The organism is Spirochaetota bacterium, assembly GCA_004297825.1.
Taxonomy (GTDB): Bacteria; Spirochaetota; UBA4802; order UBA4802; family UBA5368; genus FW300-bin19.
Map to the genome: position 1 here is coordinate 225,618 of SCSX01000036.1, position 18,846 is coordinate 244,463.

8 protein-coding genes are annotated in these 18,846 nt (G+C 59.3%); 5 read left to right on the plus strand and 3 right to left on the minus strand.

All coding sequences use genetic code 11. The features are described 5' to 3' along the window. Positions 1-485: 485 nt before the first annotated feature. Positions 486-1,286: an RNA polymerase sigma factor gene (locus EPN93_07970; protein TAL36745.1), complete on the plus strand. Its 801-nt coding sequence runs from the start codon at positions 486-488 to the stop codon at positions 1,284-1,286. A gap of 527 nt (positions 1,287-1,813) precedes the next feature. Next, positions 1,814-2,212 carry a hypothetical protein gene (locus EPN93_07975; protein ID TAL36746.1) on the plus strand — a complete coding sequence of 133 codons (399 nt, stop codon included), beginning with the start codon at positions 1,814-1,816 and terminating at the stop codon, positions 2,210-2,212. Positions 2,213-2,349: 137 nt separating this feature from the next. Here the strand turns inward: EPN93_07975 and EPN93_07980 are convergent, their stop codons facing one another. Together EPN93_07980 and EPN93_07985 are read right to left on the minus strand one after the other, a co-directional pair. Further along, positions 2,350-3,366: a 4Fe-4S ferredoxin gene (locus EPN93_07980; protein ID TAL36747.1), complete on the minus strand. Its 1,017-nt coding sequence runs from the start codon at positions 3,364-3,366 to the stop codon at positions 2,350-2,352. Positions 3,367-3,441: 75 nt separating this feature from the next. Continuing rightward, positions 3,442-4,044 (minus strand): XTP/dITP diphosphatase, encoded by a 603-nt coding sequence (locus tag EPN93_07985; protein ID TAL36812.1) that lies wholly within the window; start codon positions 4,042-4,044, stop codon positions 3,442-3,444. A 60-nt stretch (positions 4,045-4,104) separates the two neighbouring features. Between EPN93_07985 and EPN93_07990 the strand changes: the two genes are divergently transcribed. Next, entirely contained in the window at positions 4,105-6,159 is a 2,055-nt protein-coding gene (locus EPN93_07990; GenBank protein TAL36748.1) for a PAS domain-containing protein, read from the plus strand. 40 nt (positions 6,160-6,199) lie between these two features. After that, positions 6,200-6,322 carry a hypothetical protein gene (locus EPN93_07995; GenBank protein TAL36749.1) on the plus strand — a complete coding sequence of 41 codons (123 nt, stop codon included), beginning with the start codon at positions 6,200-6,202 and terminating at the stop codon, positions 6,320-6,322. Here the strand turns inward: EPN93_07995 and EPN93_08000 are convergent. Next, on the minus strand, positions 6,309-7,295 hold the full coding sequence (locus EPN93_08000; protein ID TAL36750.1) for a CAP domain-containing protein: 987 nt from the start codon (positions 7,293-7,295) through the stop codon (positions 6,309-6,311). The two genes, EPN93_07995 and EPN93_08000, sit on opposite strands and share 14 nt — an antisense overlap. Before the next feature lie 799 nt (positions 7,296-8,094). On the opposite strand from EPN93_08000, the gene EPN93_08005 reads away from it, so the two are divergent. Further along, positions 8,095-18,846: a hypothetical protein gene (locus EPN93_08005; protein TAL36751.1), complete on the plus strand. Its 10,752-nt coding sequence runs from the start codon at positions 8,095-8,097 to the stop codon at positions 18,844-18,846.

Below are 18,846 nucleotides of genomic sequence, written 5' to 3' on the forward strand. Positions count from 1 at the left end.
CGTCCATGCACGTCAGAATCCGAAGGAAGCCGGCGGCAAAGTCTCGGCCCGACGAACAGGCAAGCCGTTTTTGTGCGTCCTGCACCGGTCTTGCACGCCGCCTTCATGGCGGCAGAAATCACATGAGGCCGGTCAGACCGGGCGAGTTTGCCTAACAAAACGAAGCCCTATGCTATCAAGGGTCTGGCAGGTAGATGTTCCCATCCGTGGTGGTTGCAAATTTCGCGGAGAAGATATGGTGCAGGATATGGAGGGAGTGCTCGCTCTACAAGGGGTATTTCCGGCCCATGAAGCGGGGGCCGTAGACATTTCTGATTTCTGTGCGATTCCGATTATGGTTTGACTTTTCATCGCCTTTTCTTAATATTTTAGAAACGGTCAGGGGCCGTTTTATTCAGTCTTTTAAAAAAAGCGCGATTTTGGGGTTTTAGCAAATTTTAAGCCTCTAGCCTGGGGGCTTTTTGTCGGGGAAGGGCAGCTTCATTATGGAGAACATTACCGAAAAACCGGTTCTCTCACAAGAGCACTTTGCCGAAATCTACACAGACAATTTCAACAAGGTTTTCTCCTTTTCGCTTCGTATTGTCGGTGACACGCATCTTGCTGAAGATATTACCCAAGAAACGTTTATTCAGGTATATCATAACTACCACACATTCAGAGAAGAAAGTTTGCTTAGCACATGGATTCTGACAATCACCCGGAACATCTGCTATCGCAATATCAGGAAGGCTAAAAGAAGTTCGTTCCGTTCGATCGAAAATCTGATCAAAACAAAAAGTTCACCATATCATGAATCCCCGGATGGTATGTTTGAGAAACAATATTATACCGATCAGATCAAGGAAGGATGCCTGCTCGGACTTCTGAGATCTCTCTCATTCTTCCAGCGCAGCGCCTTTATTCTTAATGTTCTGAACGATCTTCCCGTAACCGTGGTTTCGACGATTCTTGAAAAATCGGATAATTCCACGCGGATTCTGATCCATAGGGCGAGACACAATCTAAAGAATTTTTTGTGCGGCAATTGTTCTCTTTATCAGAAGGGGAATGCTTGCCGATGCGAAAATCTGATCGAGTTCTCACTTAAACAAGGATGGATAAAAAAGTATAATCCCGCGATTCCGATTAAAAAGGTCGAACAAGAACTCAAGGAGTTCAAAGACGAAATTCTCCTTTATAAAACACTCCCCGACAACGGCGCTGACGAAACGCTTGCCGCTCGATGCGCGACGATGATAAAAAATCACGCTTCAATAATATTTTCCGACAAAAAAGTGAAATAAACTCCGGCTCACAGTATCCAACGATTATCATATCAGAGGAGCGCATAATGAAATATCTAGTGAGAGTCAGAGTGAACCTGGTGACCATGACGGAATTCGGCCAAAGGCTTCAGAAAGGCGAACTCGATAGAAGCTGCATACGAGGTGAGACCTTTTGTCTTGAAGACGATCCCGCTGTGGGATTCAGCGTCTGGGAAGCTGAATCGGACGAAAAGTTCGACTCTGTGTTTAAATCGTGGAAACCATATTAGCTAGAGGTTGAAGTCAGAAAAGTAATTACACCTATCGAGGCAATGCAATCGCTTCTGTCACAAAAATAATAATTTTTAAGCCTCTAGCCTGGGGGCTTTTTGCCGGGAAGGGAAGCTTCATTACGGAGAACACTTCCGAGAGGCTGGTTTATGTTGGAAAGCTATCACCCTTGTGAGGACGCAGTTTACTATATCATATCATCAGAGGAATGCAGCATGAATGTATCGGGAGGAATTCGATTATTTTTAAAAGTCTTTTTTCTGCGGGCGGGATTAATGCTTTCGGTCTTGCCGATTTGCTGCTCCACGACCCTGCAGCAGGAACCGGCCCGGGCCGAGAACCCTCTTGCGGGTACGTGGCGTTACGAGGAATGTACAATCAAGAACACCAGCGTGCGGGGAACGATAAGCTTTTCCCCAGGCGGGAACATGCAGATCGACGCTGTTGCCCGCGACGACTGCCCGGTACCGAAAATTTCCGGGAGGTACAATTACCGTGTTCAAGGAAACGTCCTGAAAACCGATTACGACAAGGGCTATGGCTTGAGTCCCTTTTTTCTGGTGAAGGGCGACTACCTGTATTTTTCCAGGGTCGAAATCAAGGAACCGTTTGAGGAATGGGACGGCGGGCGCCTGAACGCCAATTGGATTTTCAAGCTGAAAAGGGAACGATAGGTATGCGGAAACAAAGATAAGACTAAGGCTGTCCCGTGTCACAGTCCTGGCTATGACCGAAGGGACCGAATTGTGGAATCGAGTGGCGCACGCCCGTTGTAAGGATGAAGTTGAAAAGGACCGCTCCGCGCCGCAGCTCACGAAGGTATAAAATTTTCAGGCCGCACCTGGTGCAGGCTGACCGCCCCGGGCACGCAGTGGCTCGCGCACAATCCGCACCCGATACAGCTTTCCTTTGCCGCCGCGATTCCATCGGTCCCGATAGCGATCGCGCCCACGGGACAGATGTCCGCGCACACTCCGCACGAGGTACAATCGGGGGAGCTGACCGCGGCGATGAACCTGCTGGGTGCAAGCACGCTGCTCGCTTTCGCCGTGTTCGCGAGACGGAGCATTTCGCAGCAGCAGGTGCAGCAGTTGCAGATCGCGTTGCCCATCCCCGCCTTGTTTTCGACCATGTGGACCAGGCCGGCGTCTTCCGCTTTTCGTAAAATGGCGAGGGCCTCCCGCGCATCGATCTCCCTGCCGGTTCCGCGCTTTATGGTGTACTCGGCGCCCTTGTTGATCTGGATGCATGCCTCGAGCGGCGAGTCGCAGTTCTTTTGCGACAGGCGGCATACGCAGGGAACGACCGCGATGCGCTCCGACTGTTCGATCAGGCGGACGGCGTCCTCGAAGGGAAGCACGCCGCTTTGGGGTTCCAGGGTTCTATTTACGGGGATCACGCGCATGAACGCGGGAAGCTTGACGGCGGCGGCAAGCTCCACGAGCTGGTTGTAGTCGGTATCCATGAATTCGACCCAGAGCTTCGAAAAACCGGGAGGCGCCTCCGCCCAGAGAAGCGACGAGTCGTGAAACTGGACGACATGCCGCGGCATGCGGTAAATAATGGCGCCGGCCTTAACCGCCTCGAAGGCCGCGCCCCGGTGGAACAGGGATGCGAGTATTTCTCCCACGCGCGCCGGATCGATCCCCGTCCGGGCCGAAAGATCCTCAGGGGTTCCGGGCATCGCGTTAAGGACGAGGGCCTCTTCCTCGCTCGCGACCAGCTCCCAGATGCGCGCGAGCAGCGATGAATTTTCCAGCATGAGCTTTTTGCAGAGTTCCCGATATATGCCCGTCGCCGTCATGGCCCGCCTCCAGGATATTTTCATCAAGTGTGGTACGTGAATGAAGCCAAGTCAAATGCTATATCGCGAATCGGACCCCGGACGGCTTCCACGTGGGGTTTAGAGATTTTCTTCTGCAAGCGTATCAAGGATCTCGCGCATTTTTTGAATCGCCCGGGAGCGATGGCTCAAGGTGTTTTTTACCGCGAGCGGAATTTCCGCCATCGTCCTGCCCAGCTCCGGGACCAGGAATATCGGATCATACCCGAACCCGCCTTCACCCCGGGGCCCGGCGGTGATGACGCCATCGCAGGCACCCCGTGCGTGATACACCCTGCCGTCGGGCAGGGCAAGCGCCAGGTCGCATTCGAAATGCGCGGTCCTCTTCGCCTCGGGGACTCCCGCCATTCTTTCGAGGACAAGGATGCAGTTGTCGGTGTCGCTCGCGCCGGGTCCGCCATAGCGCGCGGAGTACACGCCCGGTTCGCCGCCAAGCGCATCGACGACGAGTCCCGAGTCGTCGGCGAGGGACGGGAGACCCGTATACGCGCAGACCGCTTTCGCTTTTTTCTCGGCGTTTTCCGCGAAGCTCCGCCCGTCCTCGACCACCTCCGGCATGGTGTCGAAGTTCGCAAGCGACAGGATCTCAACGGGCAGATCCCTGAGACGTTCCAGTATTTCGGCGATTTTTCCCTTATTTTTTGTTGCAATTACCAGTTTCATAGTGTTCATTATGTCGTTTGGAATCTTTTAAATCCCGCTTGTCGGCGGTATACTTAGACCATGAAGCTGGGCTACTTTTTCAAGATATCGCTCTTTTTCTTCCCGGACATGGTGCTTCTTGTCTACCTGTATTTCCTGTTCAGGTCGGAAAATTTACTGCGCGCTCCCCTGTTCATCGCCGTCTTCCTGCCCGTATTCCTGCTCCTTGTCGTCCAGGCTTCGATCCTGTACCTGCTGAGCGACCGGTTATATTTCCGGAAGCTCAGGGATATCGGGGAGGTGATCAAGGAGTACAAGAAGGGGAGATTTTTCGCGTCCGCGAAGGCGATGGAAGGCCGCGACGAGCTTTCCCAGCTGTTCAACGAGCTGGCGATCATGGGCAAGCACATGGACGATATCGTCTCGACGCAGAAGAACGAGATCGACCAGCTGCGCGAGATGTACAACAACGTGGTGTTCTCGATCACCTCGTACTTCCTGGTGCTGGGCGAAAAAAACGATATCGTCTTCGCGAACGACAGCTTCTGCAATAAATTCCAGTACGACCGGGACGAGATATACGGGAAGCGGATCGACGAGGTGTTCGTCTTCCTCACCGGGAGGATTCTCGAATCCGTCGGGCAGGTGAAGGTTGAGGGCGGAACCACCATCCTTGAAAAGACGCACCTTCTTTCGCGCAACCGCATCAGCGTGATCGCCGATATTAAATTTTCCAGGATCGACCAGCGCGGCGCGAGCCAGATAATCATGGTCATCGACGACATCACGAGCCGGTGCCGGAAGGACTACCAGATAAGCCTGATAAGCCAGATCTCCGAGTCGATACAGCGCGACTCCGAAATCGATACGGTTCTTTATACGATTCTCACGGGGGTGACCTCCGGTTCGGGACTGGGATTCAACCGTGCAATGCTCCTGCTCGTCGACGGATCCTCGAAGGCGCTCGCGGGAAAGATGGCCGTGGGCCCGGATTCGCTGGACGAGGCCATCGAGATATGGAGCAATCTCCCCTCGGGCAGGCTGAACGTCCTCTCGCAGCTCAAGGAGAGGGGCGAGCAGCCGCGCAAGGGGCTGAATCTCCTGCGCAAGGTGCTCACGGCCCATTTCCCCCTGGACGAAGGGAACCTGCTCGTCATGGCGATGCGCGGGGTGGAGAATATACATGTCCTCGACGCGGCGCGGGACGAACGTGTGGACCAGGAGCTGCGCGACTTTGCCGATGTGAATGAGTTCGTCGTGGTGCCGCTCGTCGCGGGGAATAAGACGATCGGCGTGATCATGGCCGACAACAAGTTCAACCAGATGCCCATAGGCAACGACAGCATCGAGCTGCTCTCCATTTTCGCCTTCCAGGCCTCCCTCTCCATAGAAAGCTACAACAACCTTTCGCTCATGAAGAAGGAGATGGAAAAGCTCACCGACCGCCAGGAGGCGATCGTGGAATCGGAAAAGCTTGCCGCGGTGGGGCGCATCGCGTCGCACATTGCGCACGAGATCCGCAACCCGCTCGTGACCGTGGGGGGATACGCGCGGCGCGTGGCCCAGCTCTCGCGCGGGGGAATCAAAAAGGAAGAGATGATATACAGCGCGGCCCAGGTAATCCTGAAGGAATCCGAAAGGCTCGAGAAGGTGCTCTCGAACGTCATGGATTTCACGCGTCCGGCGCCCTACATACGCGAATTCAACAGCGTGAACGACGTCATACACGACACGGTGGACCTGCTGCGCAACCTTTTCCAGGAGAGACGCCTCGAAATCCGGCTTAACCTGATGGAAGACGTTCCCCTCGTGAAATCCGATTTCAACCAGATGAAACAGGTGATGCTCAACCTGTTACAGAACGCGATCGATATCACGCAGGGCGGCGGCGCGATAGAAATCGCGACGTGCGTAAAGGAAAAGCGCGTGCAGATCGCGGTCCGCGACACCGGGCCCGGTATACGGCCCGACGACCTGGACAAGCTCTTCGAGCCCTTCTTTACGACCAAGGTCACCGGGGTGGGGCTGGGACTGGCGATCGTAAAAAAAATCATCACCGACCACGGGGGCGACATCATCGCGTCGAACCGGCCGGAGGGTGGGGCGGAATTCCTGATTTCGCTGGAGCTGCCCTGAGCCGCCCGGTACCGCTTACGAAAAAGCGACAGGCTGCGGCATGAAAATAGCGGTCTTCGCCGATACGCACGGCAACGGGCGCGACCTCCCGGACGCACTGCGCGCTCACGGCGATTACGATGCGTTGATACACCTTGGCGACGGAGCGCCTACCTGTCCTTGATCGAATCCGCGAAATCCATCACGCAGTTGTTGCGGTACGTCTTGTGCGGCTTGATCGAAACGCCCACGAAGTTCACGTTCTTCTCGAATATGTTTTTCCGGTGGCCGCGGCTGGGCACCCCGTCGTCTATAAGCAACTGGAGCATGATCTCGAGCGGGTCGGCGGCCCCGTACGAGCAGTTTTCCCACGGGCCGGTGTAGGGGCCGGTGAAGTCGCCGTATTTTTTTACGCGGGCCGCCGCGTCCGCGCCGGACGAGCTCGTGTGGCCCGTTCCCCCCGTAGATCCCATGTCGGTCGCGTGATCGCGTGCCGCGAGCGAAAGCGCCTTCGAGGGCGCGAGTGTATGAAGAGGTTTCGCGGCGAGCATTTCGTTGTAGCACTCAAGGGCATAGCCTCCCGATTCCTTGCGCGTGCCGAGATACATGCGCGCGAAGAGCGGGGGATTGCTGCGCGCCTTGTTGAGGAAAAGCACCACGTCCTTCTCGGGTCCCGAAAGGTAGGTTTCCCCGCGCGCGGTGTCGAGCGCTGCGATGTCCCAGCCCGTGAGCTTTTCGGCCTGTGAATCGGTGACGGGCTTGCCGCCGGTCACGTTCACGGTGAGCGCGCCCGCGGTGGCAAGGTGCGCGTAGTTCCCGCGGTTGGGATAGAGGACGAGCCTGCCGGAGACCGGGCTCGTGTAGGTCAGGCCGTCGGTGACCGTGAATTCCGGGCCGCCCTCCACGCGGCCGATAAGCTGGCCCAGGTAGAACGAGCCCACTTTCTTGAACGAGGTGTGCCCATTGTAATCCACCGGCGCCCACCGGTCCCACATGGTCCAGGTCCCCTTGACGGCAAACGTGATCTTTTCGGCTTTCTCCACCCAGACGGGGTACGGTTTCGCGCCCTGGGAGGAATCCACGGTGAGCTTATCGGCGGCAAATGCGACCGTTACCGCGAGGGTCACAAGTATGGTCAGGGCTACACGCATTTTCATGGGTTCCTTCCTGCGTTTTCGGGATAAATGGTGCCGGTGCCCATCGAATAAAAAAATCCGGATAAAATCCACAAATTTTTTTTCGAAACCGAATTCGCATTCGTATAAGGAGCAGTGAGTTTGATGGAACTCCTTATAGAGGGTGTGACTTGAACGCGTTGTTTCTTACCTCCGTTATGGCCGTATCCTGCGCGGGATTGCTCTTATCGAGCGGTTCCCGCGCGGATGCGGCCTTTTTTTATGCGCCGGATGCCGGGGAATGCGCGAATCGAGCGGACCCGATCTACCTCGCGGATGAAGCGGGGGGAACATGCGGCGCGGCCGTCGCCGGGAATGAGACGGGCATGCGTGTTACCCGGCTGGACGTACATGCCGCTGTTATGCGGACCGATTCTGAGCTTGAAGGTGCATATTGTCCCTTCATACTGCGGGAATCGCCCGGCCGGAGTAATCTTCTCGCGGCCGGGGAGTCGCACCCATTCGTCCGAGGAAACGAACGATGCTGTGCCGGCCCGGGAAACAGGGCCCGAGTTGCGAGGCCGCGCCCCGGGGGACCGCGCATCGGCGCGCGGCGGATGCTGGAAGTTTCGCCGTGTCCCGAGCGGTGCCATTATCGTCTCATCGAGCGTGGACGGAAGGGGGCCATTCCTGTAGTCGGCATGTGCCTTCCCGGCACGACCCGTCCGAAATCCCGATTCACCACCGATGGCGTCGCCGCTTCGCGAGGGCGTTATCGGTCCCCCCGTCCCCGTCGCTCCTTTGTTGAATTCCGCATAACAAGCAAACCGGAGGAATCCAGATGAAAAAACTGTGCATCTGTCTCATCGCGCTGTGCGCGCTCATCGCCGGCAATCATGCCCGGGGCGAACTGCGCCTGAAGGAATTTTCCGATACGCGCACGGAGGTCCGGAGGTATCTGGAATCGGCGTCTTCGAGGCGGATGGAGGCGGAATGGGAACGCATGGCCTCGTACGGCGCATCGGCGGTGCGCGCGCGATGGGAGCGGGAATCGGAGAAGGAGATCGCGCGCGAGGCGGAGGCGCGGACCGCGCAGGGAGAGGACGCGGCGGGCGTCGAGGATTCCCTGCGCGCGCTTCTCGAGCAGGCGCGCGCGCGTTTCGACAGGGAGCTTGACCGTGAAACGGCGCGGGAAAAGGCGTCATGGTACGCGGGCCTTGTCGAGATCGCGGTGCCCCCGTTCGCGCGCGAAACCCTGCGCACGGCGATCCGGGAGGCCGATATGGGAGCCGGCGCGGTGGAGAGCTATCGCGACGCGTATGCCCTGTGGGAGGAGGGCGCGGGCGGCGCGTTCATCTCGCTCTGGGAGACGTACGAAAACGGAATACGCGCGCGGCGCGATTTTCTCGTTTCCGCATGTGCGTACGCGGACGAGATGCGGGACGAGTTTATCGGCGCACTGGACGCGAGGCTTGGAGCGATGAAAGAGCGCGCGAGGGCCGACGAGGAGATATATCTCGCAGGGGCCCGGAATGCGTTCATCGGCAGGCGGCTGGAGGACACCGATTCGCTGCGTCGCGATACCGAAGAGCGCTCGGCGGAAGCGGTATCCAGGAGGATACTGGAGGCGACCCGCGCCCGCGTGGAGGACCTGATGGAGCGCGGGCTCGGGGAACCGGGGGCGCGCGCCGGTTCGACGCCGGCGGACGGCCTGTCCGGGGCGCGCGCACTCATCGATGCGGGAATTTCGGTATGGAGGGACGCCGAGGAAGAGCTGCTGGCCGCGCGCATGGCGTGGGAACGCGACCGCGCCGAAAGCTTCGACGCGGCGGAGGGGGAATGGGCCTCGTCCTGGAACCGGATCCGGGAGGAGAGGCGTTTATGGATGGAGGATATCGACGCGCAGATAGGCCGGGGAGAATCGATGTGGCTCTCCTCGCTCGGAAATTTCGACGAGGACAGGGCGCGGGCCGCGGAGGAGCTTCGGGAGTACGTGCGGACCGAAGGCGGCCAATGGGACGAGTACATTACCGGCATCAAGCGCATGGTCGACACCGGGTCGGGCGCGCTCACGGGAGCGCGGGAAAGCATCTATTACTTAGACACCCTTATCGCCCGCTACCGGGACCGTCCGGATAAAAGCGCGCTCATGGACGCGCTCGTCGCGGAAAAGACGCGCTGGGAAAATCAGACCGCGCGCTTCCAGGGATTGCTCGTGCGCGCGGAGATCGAGCTCCGGCAGGAATACGCGGGGAGCGGCGGGAACGGAACGCTTACCGACGATCGCGGCGCGACCATGCACGTGGTCTACACGGAGCTGGACGCATCGGGAACGCCCTACGTGGTGTTCGAGGGAACGGTCGCCAACGGGCGCGATCCCTATCTCATGACGAAGGCCGAGTACGATCTCGAGAAGCTCCGGATCGAGGAGGAATACTGGAAACGGCGCATGGCCGCGGCACAGGGGGTCTACGAATACGCGTTCGCGGGCGCGGCGAGGCCGGGCCGCGATGAGCAGGAGCGCGCCCGGCTGGAGGCGCTGGACGAGCGCGACCGAAAAAGGGCGGACCTGGATCGGGCCGAGACCCGGCTCACGGAGGTGTTTTTAAACAGGGTGAACGATGAGGCGAAGGGGGTCGCCGATGCGCAGGAAGCCCTGCAATTGGCGCAGCTCGAGTTTGATCGCGCCGAGGAGCTGTTCGGCAGGGCGAACGCCCGGCTTATGTACCTGGAAAATCCCGACTCGAGGGAGCTTCTTCTCGAGGAGATCACGGCGCTGGTCCGGCGCGTAAGCGAACTCGAAAGGGTAAAGGAAAACGGGGAGAGCCTGCTGCTTCGTTATGCCCGCGAGTATTACGCCGCGCGCAGGGTGGAGGAGGGGGTCGCATCCGCGCGCGACTACGAGGCGCGCCTCGCGGACGCGATCGCGGTGGTTGAGGGAGACGCCGATTCCCAGGGGTACAGGGGAAACCTGGAGGCATTCGGCGCGGCGGTTACCGCCGCCCGGGGCAAGGACGATGCGGCGGACGCGCTTGCGGCCGAGACGCGTGCGCGCGAAGATGAAATCTTCGCCACGGTCGAAAAGGCCGACCCGTACTACATGGACGGGGAAAATGTGCGGCTTTCCAGTGCGCGCGCCGGGCTCGCGGAAGCGCATGAGCGTTATGCAATATTTAAAAGAATCGCGGCGGAAATGGACGCAGGGGGGGCGTGGCTCGATGAAGCGGTGTTCGAGCTCCTGCCGCCGTCCCCGTACGGGGACGGCACACAAAAGCCGGATTTCGAAACGGTCACTTCCTGGATACGTTCCGCCTCGACAGGCGATTTCCCGGCAGTCGAGGAACTTTGCTCCCTTTCGGGCGGTCGGCTGGGTCCGGAGGAAATCTATTGCAAAGGCGCCGGTGACATCGCCCGTGCGCTTTCTTCCCTGTGGGCGGCCGATATACTCGGCACCGAAGGCGACACCGCCACAGGCCCGATAAATCCGGAGATCGAGGAACGCGTTCGCGCGCTGGTACGGAGCGAGCTTTCGGCGCGAAGGGGCGCCCTCATGGGCGCGCTCGCCGAAACGAAGAACGCGCTGGACGGGGCATTCGAGTCCGCGAAAGAGGTCGTGAAGTACCTGCTGTCCGATTTTACGGGAAGCCGGGAGATCACCGCGGCCACGCCCTACAGCCGGGCCTGGATGCAGGCAGAACTGGACCGGACCGGGGCGGCTGTTCCGGCCCGCGTCGCGACAAGTAACCTGGAGACGGTAAGGCGAGCGCGAGACTTCTTTATGTCCTCGAGAGGGTCGGATTACGAGACGATCAGGGGGGCGCTCCTGGCGCGTAGGGATGCCGCGTTTGCGGGGGCGTACCTTCGCGGACTGGATACCAATGAATACTATATCTGTGACGCGATGCTCACCCTGGTGGAGAGCGCGGAGTTTCGCGAGGGAATAAGACGTTTGAATTCCGCCGGCGAAGACCAGGGCAAAGCCGCATGGGATGAGTTCCTGCGTGATTGGGACCGTGAGGCGCTTACTGCGGAATACGCCGCGAGGTTTTTTTCGGAAATCCTGCCCCGCATGACGGAGGAGGGAACCGTCGAGGCACAGTATGCCGCGTGGAGTGCGCTCCTCGAGGCGAATACGGGGAGCGATGGGAATATCCTCGCCGGTTCCCCGATGGGGGAAGAGGAGTACCGCGAGCTTGTCGTCAGGGTTGCCGCGCTTTCGGATCCCGGGTCGGTGCTGCTTTTTGCGCATGAGGGTTTCTTTGGCGAATTATCGAACAGGGCGGGTGCGTGGGGAGTGCTGTCGCGCTACGCGGAAGAGAATTACGGGAATTCGCGCGAACATGCGTTCGTGATGCGCCAGGGATTACTGAGGCGCGTCGCGGAGGGGGCAGGGGTCATCTACGAGGACCTGGTGGCGCTCATGAACGGGGGCGCCGGCGTAGATCAATTGAAGAATGCGGGAGCCAGGCTCGCGGCGTACGCGGCTGGGGAAGACTCGAAGAATCTCCCCGAAACGGTGCGGGAAGCGCTTGCCGGGGTGAGCGCTCGTTTCGCGGCGCTGCGAACGGCAGAATTTATATCGGCGCACCGGGACACGGGTGTCGGGGGCGCGGAGGCTTTGAAAAGGGATGCGGATGACCTGGCGCGCGAATCGCGTACGCTCATGGAGGAGCTTGGGTCAATCGTCGCTCTTTACCGGGATAATGCCGGGAACGGGGAGGCGGGCCGTGAAGCAGTGTTCGGCATCGCCGATATTGAAAAAATGGACGCGGTCATCGCAACGCTGGCCGGAAAGGCAGGGGCGCTCGAGGCACATGCGGGCGCGGAGGCGGCGGGGGAGGTGCGCACGCTCGTGGAACGGCTGCGGGCGGCGCGCGAGGAATACCTGGTGGAATACTACGCGCATGAATTTTTATCGGACCCTATGGGCCTTTACCCTGACGATCTCGATGCGTTCAGGGAGCATCTTGAAAATAGCAACGAGGGGCCCGGGCTGGACGCGGAGCTTTCCCGGAAAATTGCCGGGCGAATTGAACCATTCGACACCAGGGGGCGCATCGCGCGCGCCCTGGGCCCGCGCGTTTCGGGATCGATGGCGGAATGGCTGGACTCGTTTCTTCGCGTCACCGGAAAAGATCCGGCATCGATCCCGGACGCGGAAATGAAAACATATGCCGATTTCGCGGCAATGTCGTACCTCGATAGCGTTCGTGGCTCGACCGCTGAAGGGATGGCTCGTCCGGATGAATTCGCCGGGGAATTTCGCGCGTATGCATGCGCACTTCGGTTTCTCGATTACTGCCGCAGGGAAGCGAGCGAGGGACGGTTGCCCGAATACGCGGCAGCCTGGGCGGCGTTTGCGGCGGACAATCCGTCCGCGGCGCTTTCAGGTCTCGATCTGCACTATGCGTATGACGCCGCGGCGTCACACACGGCGGTGTTCATCGAACGGGAGCTTGATCCCGCGACTGCCCTGCTTTCTTTGAGGGGTGATTTTTATTCGGGATTCATGGCCGGGGAATACCTCGATGTGGATGAATTCCTGGATGCGTGCGGTCTCGCTCCCGGGGATGAGCAGCGCGCCTTCTTCCGGGAAGGGCTTGATACGGACGAGCGCGCCTATGAAGAGTCGATGCGCATGGGGCCTGGTGCGGACGTCGAGGCGTACCTGGATGCGCGCAGAATCGAGGACGAGGCGCTGGCGGGGCGCATGCGCGCCTTCGCGGCGGTCCCCGATGGGCTGTCCCCCTATGCATGTCTCGAAATGGTGAACGAGTGCGCGCTGGCCCTTGCTGCGCGCGGGGCTTCGTCCACCGTGGGTGAACTTATCGGACGGATTGCGGGAGGGGACGGGGACGCACGCGGACTGTACGGCGCGGTGGAGGCGCGCTATGCCGTCCTGCTCGGCGACGCGGAGGACGCGGCGGCGCTCCTTGACTACGCGATGCACGGTGCGAACGGGTCCGCGGATTACCGGTCCGCGTGGAGCGACGCGCTCGCGAACTGGGACTATTATATCGGAAAATTCGTCGAGGCGGGCCGTGACGCGCGTTTTGTCGTGGTGCCGGCCGGGGAAAAGATTCCGCGCGATGACGACGGTGACGGCAAAATATCGGACATCGAAACCGCCCGATATGCGGATGACCTGGTCATACGGAAGTTGTCGCGGACCGAGTACGAAGTCCCCGACGGGATCATGGCGACCTTCATGTCCGAACAGAATGAATACCCGCTCGCGGCGCGAAGGCTCGAGGCGGGATTCCTCGCGGCGGATCGGGCCGGGGAGAGCACTCTTGGTTTCGTGGATGCAGGCGTTCCGGGACATTCGCTGGATAACGGGCTCGTAGAGGCGCTGACCGGGCTCAGCCGGGCGCTCGAAAGGCTGAAAACGGCCGCCGATGTGGAGGAAACCGCGCTTGCGTCGCTTGCGGACGAGGAGGCGGGCGGGACGGAAATCGCGGATGAATCGGATCTGATACGCGCCTACCGTGAGGTTTACAATGTGGATACCGGCAGGAGCGTGGACAGCGAGGGTGAAGTGCTGCCATGGGGACAGGAACTCGAGGACATGATCGGCCGCATAAGGGCGCAGTTCGATACCCCGCAGTTGCATTCCGCCGCGGAAAAATACGACCGCCTACAAGGGGCGCTCCGCGAAAATGACGAGGCCAAAAGCCGGATCGCCGTTCTTTCGGACATACTGGACCTGATAACCGGCGGGGCCGAGGGATACCTGCAGGGAAGCGAATACGGGGCGGCGAAGGATGCGCACGGCCTTGCGGGGGCGGCGCTTCGCGTCGCCGAGGACGCCGTCCTGGAAAGGCAGGCGGCGTACCGCGCGGCGCAGGAAGGGTATATCGGTCAGTTAAATGTCATCGCCGCGCTGTACGCGGGTCTTAAAAACGCACAGCAGGATTTCGACACGAAGCAGGCGGTGTACGAGTACGCGTCGAGCGCCTATCTTTACGCCTCGGAAACGGGTGCGGACGATGCGGGACAGGATAACGGACTCGCCATCGATGCCGCCGAGGAGTTCGGCGAAACACAAACGATGTACCGGGCCTGCCTCGAAAGGCTTCATGCCGGTGAACGCGAGGTTGAAAGGGTCAAGGAGCAGCGCGTGACGGACGATGCCGGCTACGTGCGCGTCGAGCGTGATCTCGTGGAAAAAGCCTCGCGGGCGTACCGGATCGCGAAGGTGGAATACCTGGTACGCCGCGAGGTCGAGGAGCGCTCTATCGCCTATGAGCGCGCGCGGGCGGAATACGATGAGTTGAAAAATGCGATGCTTGCCTCGGCGCCGGGAGAGGAGAATGCCCGGTCGAGGGACCGGTTCCTGGACTGGCTCATGAAGCGCGATTACACGCTTGATGCCGCCCCGCTTTCGAGCAAGGATTTCTCGAATCCCTGGAAATCGATCTTCTCGGGAATGCTGCGCTACATCCTGCCGCCCATCGTGATGAAAAACGACCTCTCCGAGGTTGCGCGCTGGTACGACGAGAACGTGGAGGACGTGTATCGGACCGAGCCGCTGGCGATGCTGCGTCCCGTGGTCGAGGCTCTCACCGTAACCGATGCGTTCGATCCGGAGGCGCCCGAGCTCATGGATTACATGGAGCAGGCATACGGGGAGGATGAGGAAAACCGAACATACGCGGGCGGGGAAATCCACGCGACGATTACGACCTACGCCCGGCAATACCTCGGCTACAGGGACAACGTCGCGAAATGGTTCAGGTACATCGGGGGCGGCAGCGCGTTTCTCGTTCTTTATGAAAGCATGCACAAGATACAGCATTCGATAAAATCCGTCGAACGGAAAATCGACCGCGTCAAGTGGAGCTGGATGAAGAAGCCGCTCAAGGCGCTTTTAAGCGGATTCCGTTACGCCCTGAAAAAAGCGGAGAAGGGTCTCGACCAGATCGCGGGAAACATGGACGACGTCTACCGGAAGGCGGCAACGAATCTGAAAAACGCATCGGCGCAGGTCCGGAAGCTCAACGAGGCATGCGCGAAGCTCCGTGAGAGAAAGAGCATCATGCAGAAGGCGGGGCTCGGGTACGCGGCGCTGACGCAGATAGAGAGCCTGGACGACGACGGCGCCGCGGGCGTGATCGCGTACCGTGACGAAAAGGGAAACTCGAAGACCATGGACAAACAAAGCCTGAAGACGGTCATCAGGGAGATTGCCGCGCGCAACGGCGCCGAGCTTCGCGAGGGGGACCTCGATCTCCTGGTGCGGGGTGCTTCCGGAGAAAATGATCCGATGAATGCGGACCTCTACTGGCATGAAGCGCCCCGGCTGGACCAGGACCTGGAAGAAACGGACCAGCACATGCGGGTGTGGAATGCGGCGGAGGTCTGTACCGCGTACGGCTCGCATCTCGAGCAGGGCCGGCTGGACGCCCTTGAAACCTATCTCGATTATACCTCGGGCATGAGCACGCGGGGCGACGCGGCGTATGATGAAACGGTGGTGCTGCGCGCCAGGGAAAAGCTTTTTGGGGCGCTCGCGGCGGAGATCGCCCCCGGGCTGGAAACCTCCGCGGCGGAGGCGGGACGCGAGAACCCCGCCTACAGAAAAGCAATGACCGAGTATGCGGGCATCCTCGAGGGATTCACCGTCGCCGATCTCCGGGAACTTGAAAGAATGGAGGACTCGCATGATCCGGCGATTCATGAGCGTTTCGCGGAGTTGGTGCGCGACAGGCAGGGTGTGAACGACCTGGAGCTTTCGCGCCGGGAAGCGCTCCAGGAATATGCCTGGGGGCGCGAAAGGGATTTGCTGGAGCAGGAGCATGGACGATGGAACGCGCGGGTCCGGGGAGTATTCAACCGCGGGAACCGGCAGTGGGACGCGATGGAGCGCGCATTTATCCAGGAGTGGAAACAGTGGCGCAGGGAAGCGGGACGCCGCGCGCTCGATGAGAAACGGGAGTGGGAAGCCTTGTCGAACGATTTGAAAGAGCGCGAGAGGGCGTGGTTGTCCAGGGCATATGACGATGCGGGATACAAGGATACCCTGGACCTCGCAACCCGGCTTGCGGAGATGGTGAACGGCATGATCGCGGACGCGCGGTTCCATGGCGCGGAGCGGGATGGCGTCTCCGCCGGGGATGCGCGCGCCGTGCTTTCCGACCTCATGAGGTATATGCCGGGCCGTCTTACCGACGAATTCATTCAATCCGGGAAAGGCCGCGCCCTTCCGGTTACGATGACCGGCCTTTCGGCCAGGAAGCCGGGGGGAACGGTGCTCGACGATTTCCAGGGGGCGCTCGGGGAATACGGTCTCGCACTCGAACGTACCTCGCGGATACGCCAACTGGAATGGATGAACGCGATGGCGGACGGATACCGGGATTCGGTGGCGCGAATGAACGAGTACATGCACACGGAGATCGATGGTCTTCTCATGGGGTACTCGTATGTAAAAGCGGACGGCAACGAGTACCGAAAAACCGAGAACGGCTTCGATTTCAGCATTGGAGGGTACCGTGACTATACCGCCGACGCCGAATCGCTCCTGGACGGCCGGGTGAGTTATTACCTTGGAAAACTGAAAAGCGAGGGAAGCCACGCGGCGGTCGATCTCCTGTCCCTGGACGACCCGGGGGCCGGGGACCTCATGAAAACGCTCATGACCGACCTCGAGCTCGCGTTCGGGAAAGAGATTGAAAATGCGAAGCGTCACATGGGCGAGTACTCGCAGTATAACGGAGACGGGGAACGTACCGGCGGCGGCACGGGGGAGCGCGCGCGCATCCTGGATCGCGCCATGCATAACGAAAAGAAAATAGGCAAGTCCCTGGCCAACCGCACCATTGCGCTCCAGGGGATATCGGCCGCCGCGAGCTTTTTCGGACCCGTCGGGATCGCGGTTTCACTGGGGATCCAGTCGCTCATGCTCGCCGAGCGGGCGGCGGAAGGAAACCTGGGCCGCGGGGAAATGGCGCTCTCGCTCGTGCAGATGGCCGCGACCGCAGCGGGGGGTTACGTGAAGGAATTGCAACTGGGGGCATATACGACCGCGGGTATCCGCGGCGGGATCCAGCTTGCGGCCTCCGGGGCAAAGCTTGACAGGAATGGCGGCTTACGATATGAAATCACCAGGCGCGACGCCTTTGCCGCGGGAACTAGCACCCTGCTCGCGATGGCGGGCACCGCGGGCGGGATGGATAAAAACCTTGCGTACAACTTTGCGGCCAATTACGCGAATGCAGGGATTGCCCAGGGGCGCGGCGAGTGGTACGAGCCGAACCTGGGCGCGGATACCCTCGCCATCGCCGCCGCAGAAACCGCCGCGCAGCGGGCCTCGGGGGGAACGCAAAACGCGTACGAGGAAAAAATGGCCGCGGGCCTTGTCTCCAATTCGCTCCTGATGGCGTATAAGCTGGGCAGCCGGGGCGGCCGCGTGGACGACTACATGCTCACGGAATGGAACTGGGACGCCGCGCGTTTCACCTGGGGCGACCTCGCCGGGATCATGGGGGAGGGCGCGGGGAGGGGAAGCGCCCGATACCTGGAGGCGCGCGAACAGGTTATCGCGGCGCGGGAGAGCGATTCCCTGCCCCGCGAAGGCACGGGGGCCGATACAGACCCACTACGCCGGCAGGAGGACGCATCCTTCGCCCTGTACGAAGCGCTTAACCGCCGGGGAATGCTTTCGGGCGCGTTCAACGGCATGCTCGATTCGTTGAACGAGTTCGCCCTGTCCCAGGGATTGGGGCAGAGACTCGGGCAGAGCGCGGTGAACTGGATGCAGGGAAACGGTTTTGTCGATAACAATACGAGGAATCAGGTCGAAGCCGCGCTGGCAGAACTCGCCTCCCAGCGCCGCCAGGAAGCCGATATCGCGGAAGCGGACCGCATGTGGAAAGACGGAACGCTTGATAAGCTGATGCTGTTGAGGAGCGGGAAGCTTATTAATGGGGAATATGATTTTGCGGTTAGAGAAGATGGATCGATTGGATTGGATGTACGGGGAGAGTATAATAAATATAACCCCGTAGAAGTGCGTAGTGATGTTGAGAGACTTGCGCAATATGGGCCTGGAATAATAACCGAGCTTAATAGCGCGATGAGAAGGTTGGCAGAGAAAGGATATGATACGAGTAAGATTAACACAAGTATTCTCGCTCAATCGGTCTGTACTATTGAAAATTATTATACCTTGCTGAAAAATAGTGGAGCTGTTCGGAACGGAAATTCGGGAATGGAATCCTTTGCGGAGTTTTATGCGAATTCGGTAATGGATGGCAGCGTGAGATTAGAAAATGGATTTATTGACAAGCCCGCGGAACTTGTCTCGAAATATACGATCAATACTGAAAGTATTGAACTGTGTATAATTCAGTCCTGGGATGAGTATAAAAAATTGATCCAAAATGATCCAAATTGTTTTGGATCGGTGAGGATTTATATGCCTGAATTTGGTCCAAATGCGGGACATAATATGATGGTATATACGGAAAATGGGGTTAAGTATTTGGGTTGTACTGGGTGGCCAACAGTTTATAATGGAACGAAGGCAAAGGATTCAGTGACTTCTCAAAATTTTTGGAGATATGATTTTTTACGAGTTATAAATCATTAA